This window comes from Agrobacterium sp. CNPSo 2736, assembly GCF_004005385.1.
GTDB lineage: Bacteria > Pseudomonadota > Alphaproteobacteria > Rhizobiales > Rhizobiaceae > Agrobacterium > Agrobacterium leguminum.
The window spans coordinates 1-18963 of the sequence record NZ_RZTX01000019.1; the positions used below are offsets into that span (position 1 = coordinate 1).

Consider the following 18963-nt stretch of genomic DNA (forward strand, 5'->3'; position numbering starts at 1 on the left):
ATTCCGAACACGGCCGTGAAACGCCCCAGCGCCAATGGTACTTCGTCTCAAGACGCGGGAGAGTAGGTCGCTGCCAGGTCTGCAAAACGCAACACAAATCTTCTCATTCACAAAAACCGGCACAAAGCCCAAATCAAAAGGCCGCATCAAGCGGCCTTTATGCTATAATAAAACCAGTCAACGCGGGGTGGAGCAGCCCGGTAGCTCGTCAGGCTCATAACCTGAAGGCCGCAGGTTCAAATCCTGCCCCCGCAACCAAATCTCAAAACCCCGTGGCACTAGCCACGGGGTTTTTTGTTGTCACGTGGAATTTCGGACAATCATTTTACCGGGCAAGGTGACTGTTTCGGCTTCAATGGCTCCGGTGATCATTCCGATGATGGCCTCGACCATCTCGTGGCGCGGTTGTTCATATGTGGTGAGGCCGTATGCGGGTGAACCTCCGAGTTCATAATTGTCGAATCCGACGATGGCCATCTCCTCAGGCACTCTCAGCCCGAAGTTTCCGCGAATTTCATCCATGGCGCCGAAAGCCAGGATATCGTTCTCACACATAAGGACATCGACGCGTTCGGAAGGTGCAGTATGCGAGAGATATTCGCGGACGGATGCTGCTCCCGCTGCGGCGCTGTATTTTTCGGCAGATAGCAGTTCGATCTCACCAACGCCTTTTTCCGCCCAGAAATCCGTAAAGTACTGCCGGCGCCTGAGCGCTGTCGAAAGCGCCGTCGCGCCGCTCATGAAGCCGGGCTTTCGATATCCCCGTTCGTATAAATGGTTGACGATGTCTCTCAGCGCCAGCTCGGCGTCGCATACGACGGCAGGCACGCCGTCGATCTGGCTATCGCGTGCCAGAACGAACATGGGCGGCATTCCGTGGCCAAGCTGGCGGTCCGTCAACGTTTCATCGCGAAATGCGGTGCCAAAAAGAATGATGGCGTCAACCTGACGCTGGTCGGCATGTAGCAGGGCGTGCACGTGATCGAAGTGGTTATTGATGTTGATGAGCATGGCAACGAGGCCGGCGGCCTGCAGACGCTCCGTCAGTGTTTCAAGAAACGGCAGTTTCTGGGGATTGGCGAAGTCATCAACGAAGACGGCGACCTGATGGGTCAGATTGGTGGCAAGGCTCCGGGCAAGAAGGTTCGGCGAGTAATTCAGGGCGGCCGCCGATTCCAGCACGCGCCGTTTGCTCTCCTCGGTGATCGACGCGCCGGGTGTGAAGGCCCGGATAACGGTCCATTTAGAGACGCCGGCTGCGGTCGCCACCTCCTTCGCCGTCGCTCTCCTGGTAGTTTCCCGCTTGCGCATAGTGCCTCCGACCAAAATAGAACGAACATTCCATTTCTGATTCCGATGAAATGAATGCTTGCTTTTAACCCATCCGCAGCTATGATGCACCTGCTTGCACCCGGTAGCAAGATATTTACACCCGGTAGCATGCGTATTTATCGGTCTGAGGAGTGGGCCGGTACAAGGAGGAGGAACCACATGAAATCTATTCTCAGGAAACTCGCCCATGGCGTACTCGTCGGCGGAATAGCCGTGTCATGCTCTGCGGCGGCCAGGGCGCAGGATCAGTTGACCATCATCGTGGTCACCCACGGTCAGGCGTCCGATCCTTTCTGGTCTATTGTCAAAAATGGCATGATGCAGGCGGGCAAGGACAGTAATGTCCGGGTCGATTATCGCGCGCCCGAGACCTTCGACATGGTCGCGATGGGTCAACTCATCGATGCGGCCGCAAACCAGACCCCGGCGGGGATAGTGATTTCCAACCCGGACCCAGATGCCCTAGGTCCAGCGATTGAAAAAGCAGTTGCCGCGGGCATTCCGGTCATCTCGATGAATTCCGGCATCTCGGCCACGGGAAAGCTCGGCATCAGGCTGCACGTCGGTCAGGATGAACTGCCTGCCGGTGTCAAAGTTGGGGAGAAACTGAAGTCTCTCGGTTTGAAGCACGTTCTTTGCGTCAACCAGGAGGTGGGCAATGCGGCTCTGGACCAGCGCTGCGCCGGAACGGAAAAGGGTTTTGAAGGCGGCAAGGTAACGGTGTTGCCGACGACAGCCGACCCGGCGGAAATCGAGGCCAAGATTCAGGCGGCGCTCACCTCCGATCCCTCGGTGGATGTTGTTCTCGGTCTTTCTGCGCCGCTGGTCGGCGAACGCGCGGTTGCGGTTGTCGAAAAGCTGGGTGTCGGCGACAAGGTCAAGGTTGCATCATACGATCTGTCGGCGGGTTTTCTGAAGGCTGTCGCGGACGGGAAGGCACTGTTTGCGGTTGATCAGCAACCCTTCCTGCAAGGTTATCTACCGGTGACATTTCTTGCGTTGAACGCGCGTTACGGCACCATTCCGGCGGGCAACGTCGCCTCCGGCCCAAGCTTCGTCGAGAAGGACACGGCGGCCGCAGTCATCGAAAAATCCTCCCAGGGCATCCGCTAGGCCGGATGGAAGCGTGGCTCCCCCCAAAGCGGGAGCCACCCCGAACGCAACCTTTGCCTCGATGCGCGACCTTTTCGGCCGAACGCCGTTGCGCGCAAAGATGACACCCAATCTGAGGAACAAACCCATGACGCTGGCCAACGAACAGAACGGGTCGTCGACCCGATCCGACGAGCGGCTAAAAAAGGTTTCGATGATGACCGCGCTCCTGCGGCGTCCGGAACTCGGCGCTGTCGCCGGGCTGGTGCTCGTCACCATCTTCTTTTTCTTCACCGCCAATCCCGCCATGTTCACGCTGGCCGGCGTGGTCAATTTCATGGCTCCGGCCGCCCAGCTCGGCATTCTTGCCATCGGCGCCGCTTTATTGATGATCGGCGGTGAATTTGATCTGTCGATCGGATCGATGGTCGCCTTTGCCGGTCTCGTATTTGGCACGGCACTGGTGGTTCTCAATCTTCCGCTCAGTGTGGCGATCCTGATTGCGCTCGGATTTGCCGTGGTCATCGGCGTCACGAATGCCCAGCTTACGATGCGAACGGGTCTTCCTTCGTTCATCGTCACGCTTGCATTCCTCTTCATTCTGCGTGGCCTCACGCTGGTTGGCCTCAAATGGGCAAGCGGCGGAGCGACACAGCTTCGCGGCATGAAGGAAGCCGCCGCCGACAGCCCGCTTGCCCCGATTTTTTCCGGCGACGCCTTTACCGGCCTGTTCTCCTGGCTCGGCAGCCGGGGCATCATTGAGACATTTCCAAATGGAACACCGAAGGTTCCCGGTATTCCGGTGGAGATCCTGTGGTTCGTCCTGATCGCCCTGCTCGCTACATGGGTGCTTTTACGGACGCGTTTCGGCAACTGGATATTTGCCGCCGGCGGTGACCCGCGTGCGGCGCGCAAGTCGGGCGTGCCAGTGGCGCGCGTGAAGACCACCCTGTTCATCATAACGGCGATGTGCGCCACACTCGTAGCGATCCTCACCGTGCTGGATGCCGGCTCCACGGATGCCCGCCGTGGGTTTCAGAAGGAATTCGAGGCCATCATCGCGGCCGTCATCGGCGGCTGCCTTCTGACAGGCGGTTACGGGTCGGCGATCGGCGCGTTCTTCGGCTCGATTGTCTTCGGCATGGTGTTGATCGGCCTCACCTACACGTCGATAGATCAGGATTGGTACCTCGTGTTCCTCGGCGGCATGCTGCTGACGGCCGTCATTTTCAACAATGTGATCCGCAAACGCGTCACGGGAGAACGCTGATGAGCACATCTCAGACGCCAATCGTCGAGGTAAGGAATCTCGTCAAATATTTCGGCTCCATCATCGCGCTCAACGGCGTATCGCTGAGTGTCAACGCCGGCGAGGTTCTCTGCCTTCTCGGAGACAATGGCGCCGGCAAATCCACTCTCATCAACACCCTGTCCGGCGTGTTCAAGCCGACATCGGGAGAATTCCTCGTCGAAGGCCAGCCACGCATATTCGACGGTCCGCGGAATGCGCTCGATGCCGGCATCGCGACCGTCTATCAGGATCTTGCGATGATCCCCCTGATGTCGGTGACGCGGAACTTTTTCATGGGCCGCGAACCTCTGAAGGGATTCGGCCCCTTCAAGAGCATGGACATGGATTTCGCCGACAGGGTCACGCGTGAGGAGATGCGCAAGATCGGTATCGATGTGCGCGAGCCGGATCAGGCGGTGGGCACCTTGTCGGGCGGTGAACGGCAATGTGTCGCCATCGCGCGCGCTGTTTATTTCGGGGCGAAGGTGCTCATCCTCGATGAGCCCACGTCGGCGCTCGGCGTCGCGCAGACCTCGATGGTTCTCAAATATATCAACCAGGTCCGCAATAACGGGCTCGGCGTCATTTTCATCACGCATAATGTCCGCCACGCCTATGCCGTCGGCAACCGGTTCACGGCGCTGAATCGCGGCAAGACCCTCGGAACATATTCGAAGAGTGAAATTGGCATCGACGATCTGCAGAACCTGATGGCAGGCGGCAAGGAGTTGCAGTCCATCTCCGAGGAGCTGGGCGGAACCATCTGACTAGACATTCCCGAACGAAGATCCGGTTCGGCGCGATCGCGCCGCGCCACGATCCCTCATACTCATCAGCAAGGTATTACCCATGAGCGCTTCTGCGACTTCCTTCCCACTGGCGGCCTGCGCCGAGATGTTGTGGCGTGACAAGCCGATCGAATGGCGCGCTTCCCGGCTCAAGGATCTGGGCTTCGGTGTCGGCCTGTGGAACTGGCCGGAACATGACATCAGCAGACTTGAAGCGACCGGTGCGACCTTCACCATCATGAATGGTTATCTCACCGGCCGGCTCACGGATGACGAAGGCGCGGCAGAGCTGCTCAGCACGGCCCGCCAGACCGCCCAGGTGGGCAAACGCCTTGGCGTTCAGCGACTGAACCTGCATGGTACGGGCCTTGGAGATCGCGGGCTGCCGGTGCAGCCTGTCGAGGTGGTCACGGGCGTCATGTGGCTCAAGGCGCGTGACACGCTTTGCCGTATCGTTGACCTCGCGGAAGAAGAGGATGTGGTTTTCACCCTGGAGAACCTCAACCTTCCCGTCGACCATCCCGGCGTTCCGTTTGCGCGCGCGGAAGATACGCTGGCGCTGGTTTCCAGCATCGACCACCCGCGTCTGCGCCTCAATCTCGATCTTTACCACGCCCAGATCGGTGAAGGAAACCTGATCGAGCTTTGCCGCAGGGCCCTGCCGTGGATAGGAGAGATTCAGGTTGCCGACGTGCCCGGTCGCTGCGAGCCCGGTACGGGCGAAGTCAACTGGAACGGCATTGCCCGGGCGCTGAAAGCGATGGGCTATTCCGGGCCGGTCGGCATGGAGGCCTGGGCATCCGGCGATGCCGACGCAGCGCTCTCGGCTTTCCGCGCTGCATTCACAATCTGACACCATAAACCCACAGGACGATCCCCATGCCCAAGACAAAACCCGTCAATATCGGCCTCATCGGCGCCGGCCGCATCGGCTCTTTCCACGGTGAAACCGTCGCCCGGCGACTGGTGGATGCCGAACTCGTCGCCATTGCCGATCCCGCACCGGGTGCGGCAGCAGGTCTTGCGGAAAAACTCGGCGTCGACGCCGCCTATACCGACATTGCCGCATTGCTTGCACATCCCGGTCTCGACGCCGTCATCATCGCAACGCCGGCCCGTTTCCATACCAATGTTCTTGTTCAGGCTGCCGAGGCGGGAAAAGCGATTTTCTGCGAAAAGCCGATGGCGCTGACGCTGGAAGATGCCGATCGGGCGATTGCCGCGGCACGCTCGGCCGGCGTTCCCCTTCAGGTGGGCTTCAACCGCCGGTGGGATCAGGCCTTTGCGGAAGGCCGGGCCGCGATCGATGTCGGCAAGGTCGGTGCGCCGCAGCTCATCCGCTCGCTGACGCGTGATCCCGGCCCATTCGCCGCAGACCCCGGCCGTATTCCGCTCTGGACGATTTTCTACGAGACCCTCATCCACGATTTCGACACGCTGTTATGGCTGAACCCCGGCGCCAGACCGGTCGAAGTCTTCGCCATGGCGGATGCGCTCGTTCGCCCTGACGCGAAAGGTGAAGGCTTTCTGGATACGGCGGTGGTCAATATCCGTTTCGACAACGGCTCCATAGCCGTTGCAGAGGCCAATTTTTCAGCGCTCTACGGCTATGACATTCGCGGCGAGGTTTTTGGATCGGCCGGCATGGTGACGATGGGCGATGTCCGTCGTTCAAGCATGACGCTGTTCGATGGGCGCGGTGTCTCGAATGAGACCTGGCGTCGCGATACCGATCACTTTGTCCATGGCTACACGGCGCAACTTGCCTCTTTCATGACCGCCGTCCGTCAGGGGGGAATGAGTGAAGGGCCGACGGGCCAGGATGCACGCAACGCACTGGCGGTCGCCCTTGCCGCTATTCAATCGGTATCCCGGAAGCAACCGGTCGCCCTGAATTGAACCCTAAGGCGCGGTGGCTTGCCGGCGTGCCTTCAGATCGACAAGGAGCAGGCTCCATGCCTACGCGGCAGACCTTTAAAACGCCGACCAGCATTCAGGACATGAAGGGTCTGATCGTAACGGGGAGCCTGCGATTGTCGGAGCAGCAGGACCATGTCGCGCGAACCATTCTGGCTCGTCCGCATATCGTCGCCTTTGGTACGATCGGTTCCCTCGCCAGCGAATGCGCCGTGTCTCCATCCACCGTCGTCCGTGTCGCCAACTCGCTGGGCTTTGATAGGTTCAGCCAATTCAGGCGGGTTTTTCGCACGCACGTACTGTCGGAAGGGAAGGGGCGTAACATAATGGATTTTCTATAGGTTTTACCCCGTGAAAGTGAAAGTCGCAGGTTCTGCAAGGTGGAGAAGAAAATGAATCTCGCCAAGATTTTGCCGGCAGGGGTCCGCCTCGCCATCAGCCCGCTTTCCTGGTCGAATGCCGTTTTGCCGTCTCCGGTCCTCGGACGACCCGTTCAAGAGGTTGCGATTCAACCTGGATGGCCAGCGGCCCCACGCTTTCCGGGCCAGGCTGTCAGCGCGACGTCGACCAAAGCCTTTAACCTAGCCCTGCACGCGCCATCGCAAGCCTGCGCGGACATGCCCTGAATGACGGCGCCGTAAAAGCGGGCGAGCGTATCCGTGTCGGTTTGCGTGGGTAGTTCGCCCTCGCTGACGGCGCGGTCGAACCGCGTCTTGAGAATCTGTATTGCCGCCTCGCGCAATTGTGCCGTTGTGCGGGCGACAGAGGCGTTTGCTTCCGAATGCTGGAGAACGGCCGTGGAAACGATGCATCCTCGCGGCTTGTCGGGCTGGGTATGTCCTTCAGCAATATCGTAAAGGTAAGAGGCGAGCGCCTCGTAAGCGGGTATTTGCGCCTGCAGCACTTCGGCGCGGCGTTCGCTTTGCTGCGCAATGCTATGATCAAGCGCCAGCCGGAATAATTCTTCCTTCGAACCGAAGGTCGCGTAGAGGGACGGCGGGGTGATGCCCATCGCATGGGTGAGGTCCGCTATCGAGGTTCCCTCATAGCCGTGTTCCCAGAACAGCCGGGCTGCGACGTTGAGCCCGGCATTCCGATCAAGCAGGCGCGGTCTACCGCGTTGTTTTCGCGTCATTTCAGACATTTTTATATCGATCACTATAAAAACATTGACAGATCATGGCCGGATTTTATTATAACGATCGCTAGTTAAATCGCAACGGAGTGATCCATGTCTCAGAAACTATCGAACAAAGTCGCCCTCATAACGGGCAGTTCACGCGGCATCGGCCGTGCCGCGGCCCTGGCGTTTGCGAAAGAGGGTGCAGGTCTTATCGGCGTTCATTATGGTGCGAACCCCGATGCGGCAAAGGCAACGATCCGCGAGATCGAGGCTCTCGGTTCGAAGGCGGTCGCTCTCAACGCCGATCTGCGGTCTGGGAAAGCGGCGACAGACAGCTTGTGGGAGCAGTTCAGGGAAGCCACGGTCGCTTTCACCGGCTCGCCATCCCTTGATATTCTCGTCAATAATGCGGGCATTGCCCCGGCGACATCGTTGAAAGAAACAACGGCAGCCGCGTTCGACGAGTTGATGACGATCAACTTCAAGGCGCCGTTCTTTCTCATTCAGGCCGTTGCCGATCATCTCCGCGACAATGGCCGCATCATCAATGTCTCGACCGGCTTCACGCGCATCGCGGCGCCGACGCATCCCGCCTATGCGGCGTCCAAGGGGGCGCTTGAGACATTGACGCTGGCGCTTGCCCCGGAATTCGGCCGGCGCGGAATTACGGTCAATTCGGTGCTGCCGGGCGTCACTGAAACCGACATGAACGCCGGATGGCTGGCAGCGCCGGAGGCCCGCGCAGGCGCCGAAGCCCTGTCAGTCTTCTCGCGTGTCGGACGCGCCGACGATATTGCGGACGTCATCACATTCCTTGCCTCGAACGACGCCCGCTGGACGACCGGACAGATGATTGATGCGACGGGCGGTGCGCGGATTTGATGCAGGCATAGCAGATGTCTCTGGACGACTGGCGTCGGGCGGTTTCGCCTGACGCCCGAATGGGACAACTGCAGTCCTTCTCCCGGGCGGACTTTTTATCGGCGCGCGCCTTGCGATGTTGGCGTTCGTGGCCCGCCCGACAGAGGTGCGAGCCGGCGCTTTCTTCGTCTCGTGGGTGCGTAACGCCGCCTGCCATATCGGGAGACGGTTACGTTATCAATGTGTCGCCGGCTACCTATCGTGCAAGCTCCAGTGCCTTTTCCAGCACAGGATCCCGACCGCGCATATAATCGTCGAAGCTCAGATCAACAGAGATGTCCGGTGAAAGGGAGATATTGCGGGGCCCGAATGCGACGGTCGCCCAGTAGCAGGTTCGGACATCGCTGCAGCCTTGCTCGTAGTCTTCGAATTCGGAGCTGTAGCGGACGCTTATCCCTGAGTTTGGCAGCGTTATTTTATCGCCTTCCGCCCAGAACCTGCCGCCATCCCCCATTTTTTCGCCGATCAGAGATACCCGTTCGCCTCCGCTTCCCTTTATCAAGGCTGCGGTGACGATGCCTGCGGAGAACGTCGCGCGTCCCACAAGGACAGAAATCCGCCCCTGATCAGGGAGAAGGCGGGGCAGTGCCTGTGCGAAGAGAATGCTGTTGAAGAAATCGCCGCCGTTGTTGAAACGCAGATCGACGACGATGTGCCTCGGCTGGAAAGGCAGGATGTCTTTGTGAATGATGCCGCCGAATTTTTCGACGAGCGGCTTATCGTCGACACTCCGCGCCGTATCGTTTCGAATGTAGAGCGCGGTTCTTCCGTCATCGAGAAAAGACGCGGTTACATCGCTCCGTTTGCTGTATAAGCGAGGACTTTCTTTTAGCTGGTCGAGCACATGCGGCCAGCGTCCCGGCGTCCTTTCCGCATCCGGAGTGAGAACCGAATAGCCCCTGTTCAGCCCGGTGCTGCGCTCATCGCCCGGGTCTTTCGTTACAACAGGCAAATACACCGTCTCCAGCGTTCCGGACGCCAGATTCAGCGTCAGCGGTGTTTTCGCGGTGTCGTCAATGGCGCCTATATGCCGGAGCACCCTCGGCGTCACCAGATAACCGGAACTGAGAAAGTGGATTCTCTGATCTGTGCCCGCAAGATAAGGCTTGAACCGGTTTTCCGTTTCCGCTGCCGTGAGCGAGCCGATCTTTTCTATGCGCGCACCGAGCAGATGCGCATAGTCCGGATGGGCCTTTACAACATAGAGGCCGTCGGCAAACCACCACAGGCGAATGGGCAGGTCGCCGCCCAGAAAAGCGCCGATATTGGCGTTCGTATGGCCGTTTCGGGCAATCGCGACAGACCGCATGATCTCCATTGCGAAAGCTTCCGGGCTCAAGCGATCAACCTCGCTTTCGATAAAGTTGACGTGGCGCTCGAATGCCTGCCGTTGATCCGGGCTGAAGCTTTTATCGAGGGGCGCCCATTGCTGTTTAAGCGCCGACAGATCCTCCCGCATCTGCCGGGCCGTCATCGAGTTCTCGTTTGCATATCCCGTAAGCGGCAGGATTGCGAGAAAGCCAAGGACAAGCGTGCGACGTGTGGCTGTTCTCATGGGAACAACCCCTCACGCGCGTGGATGATGACGTCAGCCCGCATTGCTCAAATCCATGTAAGCGGGTTCAAATTCGTGGCCATCGGGATCGGCGAAGGTACGGAGATACATGAAACCCAGATCCTGCGGTTCACGGACATCCGCCTGCCCACCTGCTTTTGCCGCGGCGCCAACCATGGCGTCGACCTCTTCGCGGCTGTCGCGCGAAAGGGCGATCAGCATGCCGTTCGTTGTACGGGCATCGGCGATCGGTTTGGCGGTGAAGGTCTTGTAGTAGTCGTGCCGCAGAAGCTGGAAGGTGATGGTCTCCGACCACACCATCGAGCTTGCGTCTTCGTTGGAAAACTCTTCGTTCTTCACGCAGCCGATCGCCTCATAGAAGGCGGTCGAAACGGTCAGGTCTTTCACCGGCAGGTTCAGGAAAATCATTTTGGCCATTGTCTTTCTCCTCATGGTGGAACGGGGTTACAGGAAGGTCTGCTGAAAGGTCTCGCTCGGATGGATGCAGATGATCTCCAGCCGGTCGGTGCCGATATTTTCGAAGCGGTGGGGGATATTGGCAGGCCCGACGACGATGTCGCCCGACGAACCGCGCGCCCGCTGATCGCCGATTGTGAACTCGGCCTCGCCTTTGCGCACCACCCAGGTTTCGGCATAGGGGTGAACATGCAGATCAGGGCCGCGACCCGGGTCGGCATTGACGACAAAGATGGATACGGCGCTTCCGTATTCGCATCCTTCATAACGCACCGTCCGGCTCTGGCCGGGGTTCGGTTCCTGATGACGACGGATGGAAAACATCTGGTCTCCTCCCTGAGACAAAACTATCTTCGCGAGAAGATATATGTGCAATTTATCTTCCTGTCAAGATATCTATCTTCTCGCAAAGATATATTCACGGATCGGGCAAAGCCGTATATGGTTTTCGAAGTGGTGAAGGGGTGATGAGATGAAGCAGGCGATGCCGGACACGACGACGGATCGGGCGATGGAAGCTGGCAGGGAAGATCATGTCGACCGTCTCCGTGGCCAGTGGGCGCGGGAACTGCCTGATATCGATACGGAGCCGATGGCTGTCTTCGGGCGCGCCAAACGGCTCAGCAACCTTCTGGCGCCGTCAATCGAAGAGACGTTTGCCGGCTTCGGTCTCGACCGCGGCGAGTTCGATGTTATAGCCACATTGCGCCGGTCTGGACCGCCCTACCAGCTGACGCCGACGGAAATGTACACGACGCTGATGCTCTCCTCGGGCGGCCTGACGCACCGGCTTGATCGATTGGAAAAGGCCGGCCTCATCGAGCGCAGAAAATCGACGCTCGATGGGCGCAGTGTCGTTGTGTGCCTCATGCCGGCGGGCATCGAGCTGGCGGAAAAGGCGTTTCGCAAGGATATGGCGAGCGAGCAGACTTTCCTGCAGGGGCTCACTCCGGAGGAGCGCGATAACCTCGCGGCGCTGCTGAAAAAGCTGGTGCTGGATATCGAGGCCCGTGCGTAGGCTCCGGTGCAGGTTTTTTCATTCGAGCGAACCTGCAAGTCCGAGCTGTTTACCGGGCATCTGCGGCTCGCGACCTGCCGGCCGTAGCAGCATTTTCCTCAAGCGATCACTGTGTTTTCCAGGTCTCGAGCAGCATCCTCACAAACTTTTCAGCGGCTGGGGAAAGAGCGCTGCTTCGCCTTTGCACGATGCCGATCGTACGGGAGACCACCGGGTTGACGATCGGTCGGGTGATAAGGAATGGGTGATCGTCCTGCGGCGTTGCCAATCGCGGCAGGACGGAAATCCCAAGTCCGGCTTCTACGAGACCGAGCGACGTGTTGAGATGTGTCACCTCATAAAACCAGTTCAATTTTAGATTGTGTCGCGCAAGCGCGCTGTCGAGAAGCGTCCTGTTACCGCTTGAACGGTCCACGACAACCAGCGGATGGGCCTCCAGCTGGTCCCACTCGATTGTCTCGAAAGCTGCCAGAGGATGGTCTTTCCTCATTGCCAGCACGAAGGGGTCATCGATGAGTGGCTCGAATGAAAGCTCGGGATCGGAATTGCCCATCAGATTGATGCCGAATTCCACCTCGCCTCTGGCGACCGCCTGCAGACCCTCATTGGCTGTCAAATCCCTGATCCGCAGCCTTATATGGGGATATTGCTGGCTGAAGGTCTTGATGACGGTGGGAAGAAAGTAAAAGGCGGCGGTGGGAACGCAGGCCATGGTGATAAGCCCGCGCCGTTGCGCACCGTCCTTCATGGCAAAAAGCGATCCGTCAAATTCCTCGAGCATGCGCCGGACGAGCGGCATGACCTCCTGTCCCATGGCAGTGGGTGCGACGTGGCGCGTCGTTCTTTCAAGAAGTGGCGCGCCAATCGCCTGCTCCAGTTTCTGGATACGGCGGGTGAGCGCCGGTTGCGAGATATGCAGCGCCTCGGCGGCCCTGTGGAAACTGGCTAGTTCAACCACCGCTTGAAACGCTCGCAAATCCAGAATTTCACAATTGATGCTCATATCGCAATAAAGCTCCAAAACATTGCATTTAACAGATTAGACTCTTTTGCTCATATTGCAACAACGCGGCGCATTGATCCGCCAAATGCAATATTGAGGCAACCCATGAACGATCTGCTGAAGATACCCTGTGTGCTGATGCGCGGTGGAACGTCGCGTGGACCGTTCTTTCTCGCATCCGATCTTCCCCGTGATCGAGCAGACCGGGACGCGGCCCTTCTTTCCATCATGGGGTCTGGTCATCCGCTTCAGATCGACGGCATTGGCGGGGGCAATCCGGTCACGTCCAAAGTTGCGATTATCGGCCCTTCCACCGTCAGGGGCGCCGACATCGATTATCTGTTCGCGCAGGTTCGGACCGACAGGCAGTATGTCGACTATTCGCCAAATTGCGGAAACATGCTGGCCGCCGTCGGCCCCTTTGCCATCGAAGCGGGGCTTGTCGAAGCCCAGGGCAACGATACTCTTGTGCGAATCCATAACGTGAATACCGGCAAGCTGATCGAGGCGAAGGTTCCGACACGCGGCCGCGAGGTTATTTATCTCGGCGACGCCTCGATCGACGGTGTTCCGGGTCTGGCGGCGCCCATCGCATTGACATTCATGGATGCGGCGGGTGCGAAGACCGGCAAGCTGCTGCCCACCGGAAAGCCGGTCGATCTGATCGATGGCGTCAACATAACGGCCATAGACTGCGCCATTCCGATGGTTCTCATCCGCGCAGCCGATCTCGGCGTGACGGGGTACGAGGATCCGCAAACCCTGAGCGCTCACAAGGATCTCATCGCACGGATGACCCGCATCCGCATCGAGGCCGGAAAGTTGATGGGAATGGGCGATGTGAAAGACATGGTCATTCCGAAACCGGTGCTCGTTGCACCGGCCCGCAGAGGCGGCACTCTTTCGGTGCGGTATTTCATGCCCAACGAGTGTCATCCTGCACTGGCGACGACCGGCGCCGTTGGTATCGCAACTGCGGCTGTCACCAAAGGCTCCATCGCTTATGATGCGGCTGGAGGCCTTTCGGTGCCGACCCAGATCCGCATCGAACATCCCGCCGGCTGCCTCGACGTGCAGCTGGAGATGCGAAACGGCGCAATAACGGCCGGCCTCGTAAGAACGGCGCGCAGGCTTTTCGAAGGCTTCGCCTTCGCCAAACCAACCGCTGCGATTGAAGACGCAGCCTAGACGCGGCCATAGTGGCGCAAAATATAGTCAAACCGGGAGGAGACCCTTATGCGTAAATATCTGCTTGCAACCGCGGCGCTCTGTGCGCTGGCGGCATCTGCCAATGCCGAATCCGTCAGGATGAGCGTTGGCTCGTACAACCTCAACAACCTGCCTTTCCCCGTGGCGGCGAGCCTCGGCTTCTACAAGGAGGAGGGCCTTGATGTAACGACCGAGAACTTTGCCCAGGGCGGATCGAAGGTTCTGCAGGCGCTTGTTGCCGGCTCCACGGACGTTGCCGTCGGGTTCTACGATCATACGATCCAGATGCAGTCGCAGAACAAGCACGTGGTCGGCTTCGTGCAGCTTGCCCGTAACTCGGGCCTGGTTCTCGCCGGCAAGAACGACACGGATTTCGATCCGGCCAAGCCCGAGACGATCAAGGGCAAGAAGGTCGGCATCACGTCGCCCGGCTCCTCTTCGGACTTCTTCATTCGCTACTACATGAAGCAGCATAATCTCAGCGACAATGACATCTCCATCATCGGCGTCGGTTCGGGCGCTGCGGCCGTTGCAGCCCTGCAGCAGGGCAAGATCGATCTGCTCGTCAATTACGATCCTGCCGCAACCATCGTCGTGGAGCGCGGGCTGGGCAAGATCCTCATTGATGCCCGCAGCGATCAGGGTGCAAGGGATGTCTATGGCGGCATCTATCCCACCTCGGTCCTTTACGCCACGCAGGACTATATCGATGCCAATCCCGAAGTGATCCAGAAGGTCACCAATGCGACGGTTCGGGCGCTGCACTGGATGAAGCAGCATTCTGCGGAAGAAATCGTCGCAAAGCTTCCCGATGATTTCGTGTCCGGCGACAAGCAGACCTACATCAAGGCCGTTGAAGCAGCCAAGGCGATCTTCTCCGAAGACGGCAAGTTCGAGCCTGCCGATCTCGAAACGCCGCTGGCCGTTCTGAAAAGCTTCAATGATGCGGTCGCCAAGGCGACGATCGATCTCAACACCACCTACACCAACAAGTTCGTCGAGGCTGCGGCCTCGAAGGCCGCAAACTGAGAGGCCGCCATGTCTTCGCCAGCCAGAAAGCTAGAACCCGTGACGGAACTCAAGCCCCAGCCGATGGTGGCAATCGACGACGTGACCATGGCGTTCGGTTCGTTCGTTGCCGTGCAAAACGTAAATCTCAAGGTCGGCGATGGCGAGTTCCTCTCCATCGTCGGGCCGACGGGATGCGGAAAGTCCACCATTCTCAACGCGATTGCGGGCCTGTTGAAGCCAGCGCAGGGCAGGGTTTCCATCGACGGTTCGCTCGTCAAGGGCGTACAGAACAACATCGGATATCTGTTCCAGCAGGACGCGCTTCTTCCCTGGAAGACAGCGTTTCAGAATGTCGAGCTTGGTTTGATGTTCCGCGGCGTTCCCGAAAATGAGCGGCGCGCCAAGGTTCAGGCCTGGCTTGAAAAGGTTGGCCTGAAGGGCTTCGGAGACCGCTTTCCGCACCAGCTCTCCGGCGGACAGCGCAAACGCGTGCAGATGGCGCAGGCGCTCATCACCGAGCCGAAGGTCATCCTGATGGACGAACCCTTCTCCGCATTGGATATCCACACCCGCCACCTCATGCAGAACGAGTTGCTGCGCCTGTGGCAGGAGGACCGCCGTGCGGTGGTCATGATCACCCATGATCTGGAAGAGGCGATTGCGCTCGGAGACCGCGTCGTCGTTCTCGCTGCCGGCCCGAAGAGCCGCGTCATCGAGAGCTTTCCCGTCGATCTCGAGCGGCCCCGCAACGTCGCGGAAATCAAACTCGATCCAAAATTCATGACGCTCTATCGCGATATATGGGCGTCCCTGCGTGGCGAAGTGGAGAAAAGCTATGCAAGCCGTTAATGTTCGTATCATCCAGGTCGCTCTTCTGGTCGTGCTTTTGGGCGGGTGGCAGCTCGGTGTCACCTCGGGCGCCATTGACCGCTTCTTCTTTCCGGCACCCTATGACATCGTCAAACAGGTGATTGACTGGGTTGCCGATGCCAGTTTTTACAAGCATGTCGGCATCACGCTGAGCGAAACGGTGCTGGGCTATCTCATCGGTACAGGTCTCGGCGTCGGCGCCGGCGTCTGGCTGGGCCTCAGCCCCTTCGTCGCGCGGGTGCTCGATCCGTTCATCAAGGCCGTGAACGCCATTCCGCGTGTCGTTCTGGCCCCGATCTTCGTGCTCTGGCTCGGTCTTGGCCTGTGGTCGAAGGTTGCGCTTGCGGTTACGCTCGTCTTCTTCGTCACTTTCTTCAATGCCATGCAGGGCGTGCGCGAAGTGAACCCGGTCGTGCTTTCCAATACCCGCATTCTGGGCGCCAAGCGCTCGGACCTGCTGCGTCACGTCTATTTCCCGGCTGCGGCGAGCTGGATTCTGTCGTCGCTGCGCACGTCCGTCGGATTTGCAGTGGTCGGCGCAATCATCGGCGAGTATCTGGGAGCTTCCGCCGGTCTCGGTTACCTGATCGCCCGCTCGGAAGGCAACTTCGATGCGGTCGGTGTTTTCGCAGGCATCATCATCCTGGCGGTCTTCGTTCTTGTTATTGACCTCATTCTGGATTTTGCAGAGAAGAGGTTGATTACCTGGCGACCCAATGCAGGCGAGGAGCGTCCCGCGTAAGCGGACTGAAACAAGACTATTTCCATCGGGGCGGTCCGTGATCGCCCCTTTTTAGCTGGCTGAGCCTTGCAAGCGAAATGGCGACGTCCAAATCCTTCATTCGTTGGACAAATTGCACATGCTGGACATCTACTACGCCGAGTTAGACACCAAATTGATGCCTGCGGACGCCTGTGGCCTCGAGCTCGCCGGTTCCATCGATCTTGATGCGCACCGTTTGCTTGCGGCTTTATTCGATAAGGGCCGGCAGGCGGGCGCCCACCTCAGCTACTTCGAAGATACGCTGCTTGAACCGGTGCAGGTCGGGATATTGCTGAATATCCTCCTGACAAACGAATATATTCTTGAAGGTAACGAACACGCGCTGGCCGCGTTCAATTCGATGCGTGATCTCCTGGAGCGAGCTGCAAAGCGAGGCGTGGGGCTTTTGGCTTTTGCTGATTGAGTGCCGGGTCGGTGTTATGTTCCTGGCGGTGAGAGTTGTAAAAGTGCCGGGAAAAGTCTCCTCAGATATCTCGACACAAGGGGCTTTTTGATGCTCCAAGGAAGGACGTATCCGCTGAGGAGCCATTCATGAAAACAGTCACAATTTCGTCTCCCCTGCCACCGGATGGCCCGCAATGGGTGAGATTCCGTCAGCGGGATGAGTTGCGGAAGGCGATGCTTGAACGGCGCTTCGACGAGGTGGAGCGTATACTCGCGGCGCTTGAGGCGGCATGGTGGCAGTCCGACGATCTGGCGGACGATCGCTATATCCATCTTTCGACCGACACGGGCCTGTTCGACAGCGCCAGCGTCGAGGCGGCCCTCAGACTGGAACTGCTCGATGCCTGGAGGCAGGCATACCCGGCTTCGTACCATGCAAGGCAGGTCGCCGGTCACTATTATTTCCGCCGGGCCTGCGACATCCGAACGGCGAGTTGGGCATCGGATGTTGGGGAAGACCAGTGGGCCGCCGCCCACATGGCCTGCATAATTGCGGCAGAGCATTTGCTGAAGGCGATGGCCCTTTCCGCGCGGCCTGCTCTTGCCGCGGAAACCATGATGGAGATGAGCCAGTATCTCGGGCAGCCCGATTTCGTCGATGCGCTGTTTCTGGGTACGCCCGTTGAAAAGACGGCAGGGCGCGATGAATTGGAACCGGAGCTTTACGAAGCCGCAAGCGCCCGCCTTGCCAGACACGGATTGACGCCGCCCGGTATCATAACGGCGACGCTTCCTGCCTCGCTTCCGCCCCTGCAGCAGGGGGACGCCGAAAATCCCGGCTATTACTGGCTGCGCTACTGCCTTTCGCTTCGGCCCCGGTGGCCGGAAATCCTGGTTTCTTACGCGCAATATTTGAGCCCGCGATGGGGTGGCGATGATGGCGAGGTCGAAAAATTCGCCAAAGGCCCCTTATGTTCCGCACTGAGCGAACAGGAGCGCAATTCCGTGCGCTGGCCCGGGGTGCAGGATGCATTGACCATTCCCGATTATCCCGAACCCGGCGATACCCGCGAAATTGCTGCCCGGGAGAGGATTTTCAAGAATTGGCTGGCGCGGGATCTCACGGATCGCCTGCGTTTCGTTTCCCTCGGAAAATACGCTAATTTCACCCATTATTCTCTCCAGGACGAAAAACTGGCGCACCAGCGCCATGTCGAATCCATCCGTTACTGCAAGGCGCCGGGAACCTATCCGGCCATTGACGGCCCGTTCCGGGACTTCACCAATCTGATGCTGATCCAGCATTTCGAGGATCACGACGGCGCCTATGCAAACGTGCTGCAAACGGCCGTCCGCCGTTTTGATGAGCCGACCATGCTGACCATGGCGGCATTTGCCTGGCAGTTCGGCATGTGGGGAATAGAGGCGAACCCGGCCATCGCCACGCAGCTGGTCGACCGGGTCGCGCAACTCGAACCGCTCTACGAGCCCGATGAGTTCACGCCAATGCATGCCTGCCGGATGATCTGGGATGGAGGATTCCAGCAGGAGTCGGTCTGGTTGACCCGCGCATTCGCTGAACGGCGCGTTTATTCGGCCGCGGCAAGCATGTATGACATCGCAACGGGATTCCGGCCCGATACAGACCCGCAACTGCTCGACGGCGACGAAGCGGGCCGCTGGCTTCAGCAGGCGGTCGAGGAGGGTGAACCGGTCGCACTTTATAACTATGCCTGGCGGCTGGAAAATGTCGACAATCTCGATCTGTCGCTCCGGGAAAATTTCGAACGGGTTCAGGAATATTACCGTGGCGCGATGGAAGGCGGCGTGGATATGTCCCTCATCCGGCTGGCGAGCGTTGATCGCCGGCACGGCACCGCGGAGGAAAAACAGCAGGCCGTCGCCAATATGAAATCCCTCATCGACTATCATGACGACCACATTGCCGGAGAGGCATATGGCCAGGTCGTTCTCGCCTATAAATACGGCGATGGCGTTCCCAAAAGCGAGTTTATCGCCATGCAATGGTTCGACCGTTACAAGGAACTCTTCCCCGATCATTCGTCACTGGAGTGGATGGAAACGCAAGTTTATGGATCGAGCGGATTGCAGATGGCCGGGCGGGCGTTGAAGGCCTTCTTCCTCGGCAAGAAACTTTCAAGCGACCATCTTCCACCGAAATAAGCGT

Annotated in this window: 20 protein-coding genes and 1 tRNA gene; 15 read left to right on the forward strand and 6 right to left on the reverse strand. The window is 58.9% G+C overall.

Annotated features, from left to right (window positions below):
- Positions 1-181 precede the first annotated feature (181 nt).
- A tRNA-Met gene (locus EM858_RS23210) sits at positions 182-258 on the forward strand.
- Between the two features lie 42 nt (positions 259-300).
- Here EM858_RS23210 and EM858_RS23215 read toward each other — a convergent pair.
- The gene (locus EM858_RS23215) at positions 301-1311 is read right to left on the reverse strand and encodes a LacI family DNA-binding transcriptional regulator (protein WP_175422172.1); all 1011 of its coding nucleotides are present in this window, start codon (positions 1309-1311) and stop codon (positions 301-303) included.
- A gap of 180 nt (positions 1312-1491) precedes the next feature.
- Here EM858_RS23215 and EM858_RS23220 point away from each other — a divergent pair, with 180 nt between their 5' ends.
- The 6 genes from EM858_RS23220 (at position 1492) to EM858_RS23245 (ending at position 6761) form a co-directional block, all read left to right on the forward strand.
- Positions 1492-2445 carry a sugar ABC transporter substrate-binding protein gene (locus EM858_RS23220; protein WP_127758168.1) on the forward strand — a complete coding sequence of 318 codons (954 nt, stop codon included), beginning with the start codon at positions 1492-1494 and terminating at the stop codon, positions 2443-2445.
- Positions 2446-2572: 127 nt separating this feature from the next.
- Complete coding sequence (locus tag EM858_RS23225; RefSeq protein ID WP_127758098.1) at positions 2573-3694, forward strand: ABC transporter permease; 1122 nt, start codon at positions 2573-2575, stop codon at positions 3692-3694.
- Entirely contained in the window at positions 3694-4482 is a 789-nt protein-coding gene (locus tag EM858_RS23230) for an ATP-binding cassette domain-containing protein (protein WP_003523955.1), read from the forward strand. The genes EM858_RS23225 and EM858_RS23230 overlap by 1 nt, the downstream gene beginning before the upstream one ends.
- An 82-nt stretch (positions 4483-4564) precedes the next feature.
- Positions 4565-5356 (forward strand): TIM barrel protein, encoded by a 792-nt coding sequence (locus tag EM858_RS23235; RefSeq protein ID WP_127758099.1) that lies wholly within the window; start codon positions 4565-4567, stop codon positions 5354-5356.
- A gap of 26 nt (positions 5357-5382) precedes the next feature.
- Positions 5383-6402, forward strand: a complete 1020-nt coding sequence (locus EM858_RS23240) for a Gfo/Idh/MocA family oxidoreductase (RefSeq protein WP_127758100.1) — start codon at positions 5383-5385, stop codon at positions 6400-6402.
- 56 nt (positions 6403-6458) lie between these two features.
- A complete protein-coding gene (locus EM858_RS23245) occupies positions 6459-6761 on the forward strand; it encodes a MurR/RpiR family transcriptional regulator (RefSeq protein WP_127758101.1) in 303 nt (100 codons plus the stop codon).
- Positions 6762-6928: 167 nt separating this feature from the next.
- On the opposite strand, the gene EM858_RS23255 is transcribed toward EM858_RS23245, so the two are convergent.
- On the reverse strand, positions 6929-7564 hold the full coding sequence (locus EM858_RS23255; protein WP_127758102.1) for a TetR/AcrR family transcriptional regulator: 636 nt from the start codon (positions 7562-7564) through the stop codon (positions 6929-6931).
- Positions 7565-7651: 87 nt separating this feature from the next.
- Between EM858_RS23255 and EM858_RS23260 the strand changes: the two genes are divergently transcribed.
- Positions 7652-8425: an SDR family oxidoreductase gene (locus EM858_RS23260; protein WP_127758103.1), complete on the forward strand. Its 774-nt coding sequence runs from the start codon at positions 7652-7654 to the stop codon at positions 8423-8425.
- A gap of 235 nt (positions 8426-8660) precedes the next feature.
- Here the strand turns inward: EM858_RS23260 and EM858_RS23265 are convergent, their stop codons facing one another.
- From EM858_RS23265 to EM858_RS23275, 3 genes are read right to left on the reverse strand one after another with little or no spacing between them, the layout of a single operon-like run.
- Positions 8661-10019: a peptidase S41 gene (locus EM858_RS23265; protein WP_127758104.1), complete on the reverse strand. Its 1359-nt coding sequence runs from the start codon at positions 10017-10019 to the stop codon at positions 8661-8663.
- Positions 10020-10052: 33 nt separating this feature from the next.
- Positions 10053-10457 (reverse strand): VOC family protein, encoded by a 405-nt coding sequence (locus tag EM858_RS23270; protein WP_174022623.1) that lies wholly within the window; start codon positions 10455-10457, stop codon positions 10053-10055.
- A gap of 27 nt (positions 10458-10484) precedes the next feature.
- Positions 10485-10820 carry a cupin domain-containing protein gene (locus tag EM858_RS23275; RefSeq protein ID WP_080819752.1) on the reverse strand — a complete coding sequence of 112 codons (336 nt, stop codon included), beginning with the start codon at positions 10818-10820 and terminating at the stop codon, positions 10485-10487.
- 148 nt (positions 10821-10968) lie between these two features.
- Here EM858_RS23275 and EM858_RS23280 point away from each other — a divergent pair, with 148 nt between their 5' ends.
- Positions 10969-11514, forward strand: a complete 546-nt coding sequence (locus EM858_RS23280) for a MarR family transcriptional regulator (protein ID WP_127758105.1) — start codon at positions 10969-10971, stop codon at positions 11512-11514.
- 106 nt (positions 11515-11620) lie between these two features.
- Here EM858_RS23280 and EM858_RS23285 read toward each other — a convergent pair whose 3' ends face one another.
- Positions 11621-12517, reverse strand: coding sequence for a LysR family transcriptional regulator (locus EM858_RS23285; RefSeq protein WP_111793759.1), 897 nt, complete (start codon positions 12515-12517; stop codon positions 11621-11623).
- Between the two features lie 105 nt (positions 12518-12622).
- Between EM858_RS23285 and EM858_RS23290 the strand changes: the two genes are divergently transcribed.
- The 6 genes from EM858_RS23290 to EM858_RS23315 all read left to right on the forward strand — a co-directional run bounded on the left by EM858_RS23290 (position 12623) and on the right by EM858_RS23315 (position 18959).
- Entirely contained in the window at positions 12623-13705 is a 1083-nt protein-coding gene (locus tag EM858_RS23290) for a 4-oxalomesaconate tautomerase (protein WP_127758106.1), read from the forward strand.
- A gap of 48 nt (positions 13706-13753) precedes the next feature.
- Positions 13754-14755, forward strand: a complete 1002-nt coding sequence (locus EM858_RS23295; protein WP_164865539.1) for an ABC transporter substrate-binding protein — start codon at positions 13754-13756, stop codon at positions 14753-14755.
- Between the two features lie 9 nt (positions 14756-14764).
- A complete protein-coding gene (locus EM858_RS23300; RefSeq protein ID WP_127758107.1) occupies positions 14765-15586 on the forward strand; it encodes an ABC transporter ATP-binding protein in 822 nt (273 codons plus the stop codon).
- Positions 15573-16349: an ABC transporter permease gene (locus EM858_RS23305; protein WP_127758108.1), complete on the forward strand. Its 777-nt coding sequence runs from the start codon at positions 15573-15575 to the stop codon at positions 16347-16349. Before EM858_RS23300 ends, EM858_RS23305 begins: the two co-directional genes overlap by 14 nt.
- Before the next feature lie 118 nt (positions 16350-16467).
- The gene (locus tag EM858_RS23310) at positions 16468-16794 is read left to right on the forward strand and encodes a hypothetical protein (protein ID WP_127758109.1); all 327 of its coding nucleotides are present in this window, start codon (positions 16468-16470) and stop codon (positions 16792-16794) included.
- A 128-nt stretch (positions 16795-16922) separates the two neighbouring features.
- Positions 16923-18959, forward strand: coding sequence for a DUF4034 domain-containing protein (locus EM858_RS23315; protein WP_127758110.1), 2037 nt, complete (start codon positions 16923-16925; stop codon positions 18957-18959).
- The last annotated feature ends 4 nt before the right edge of the window (positions 18960-18963 follow it).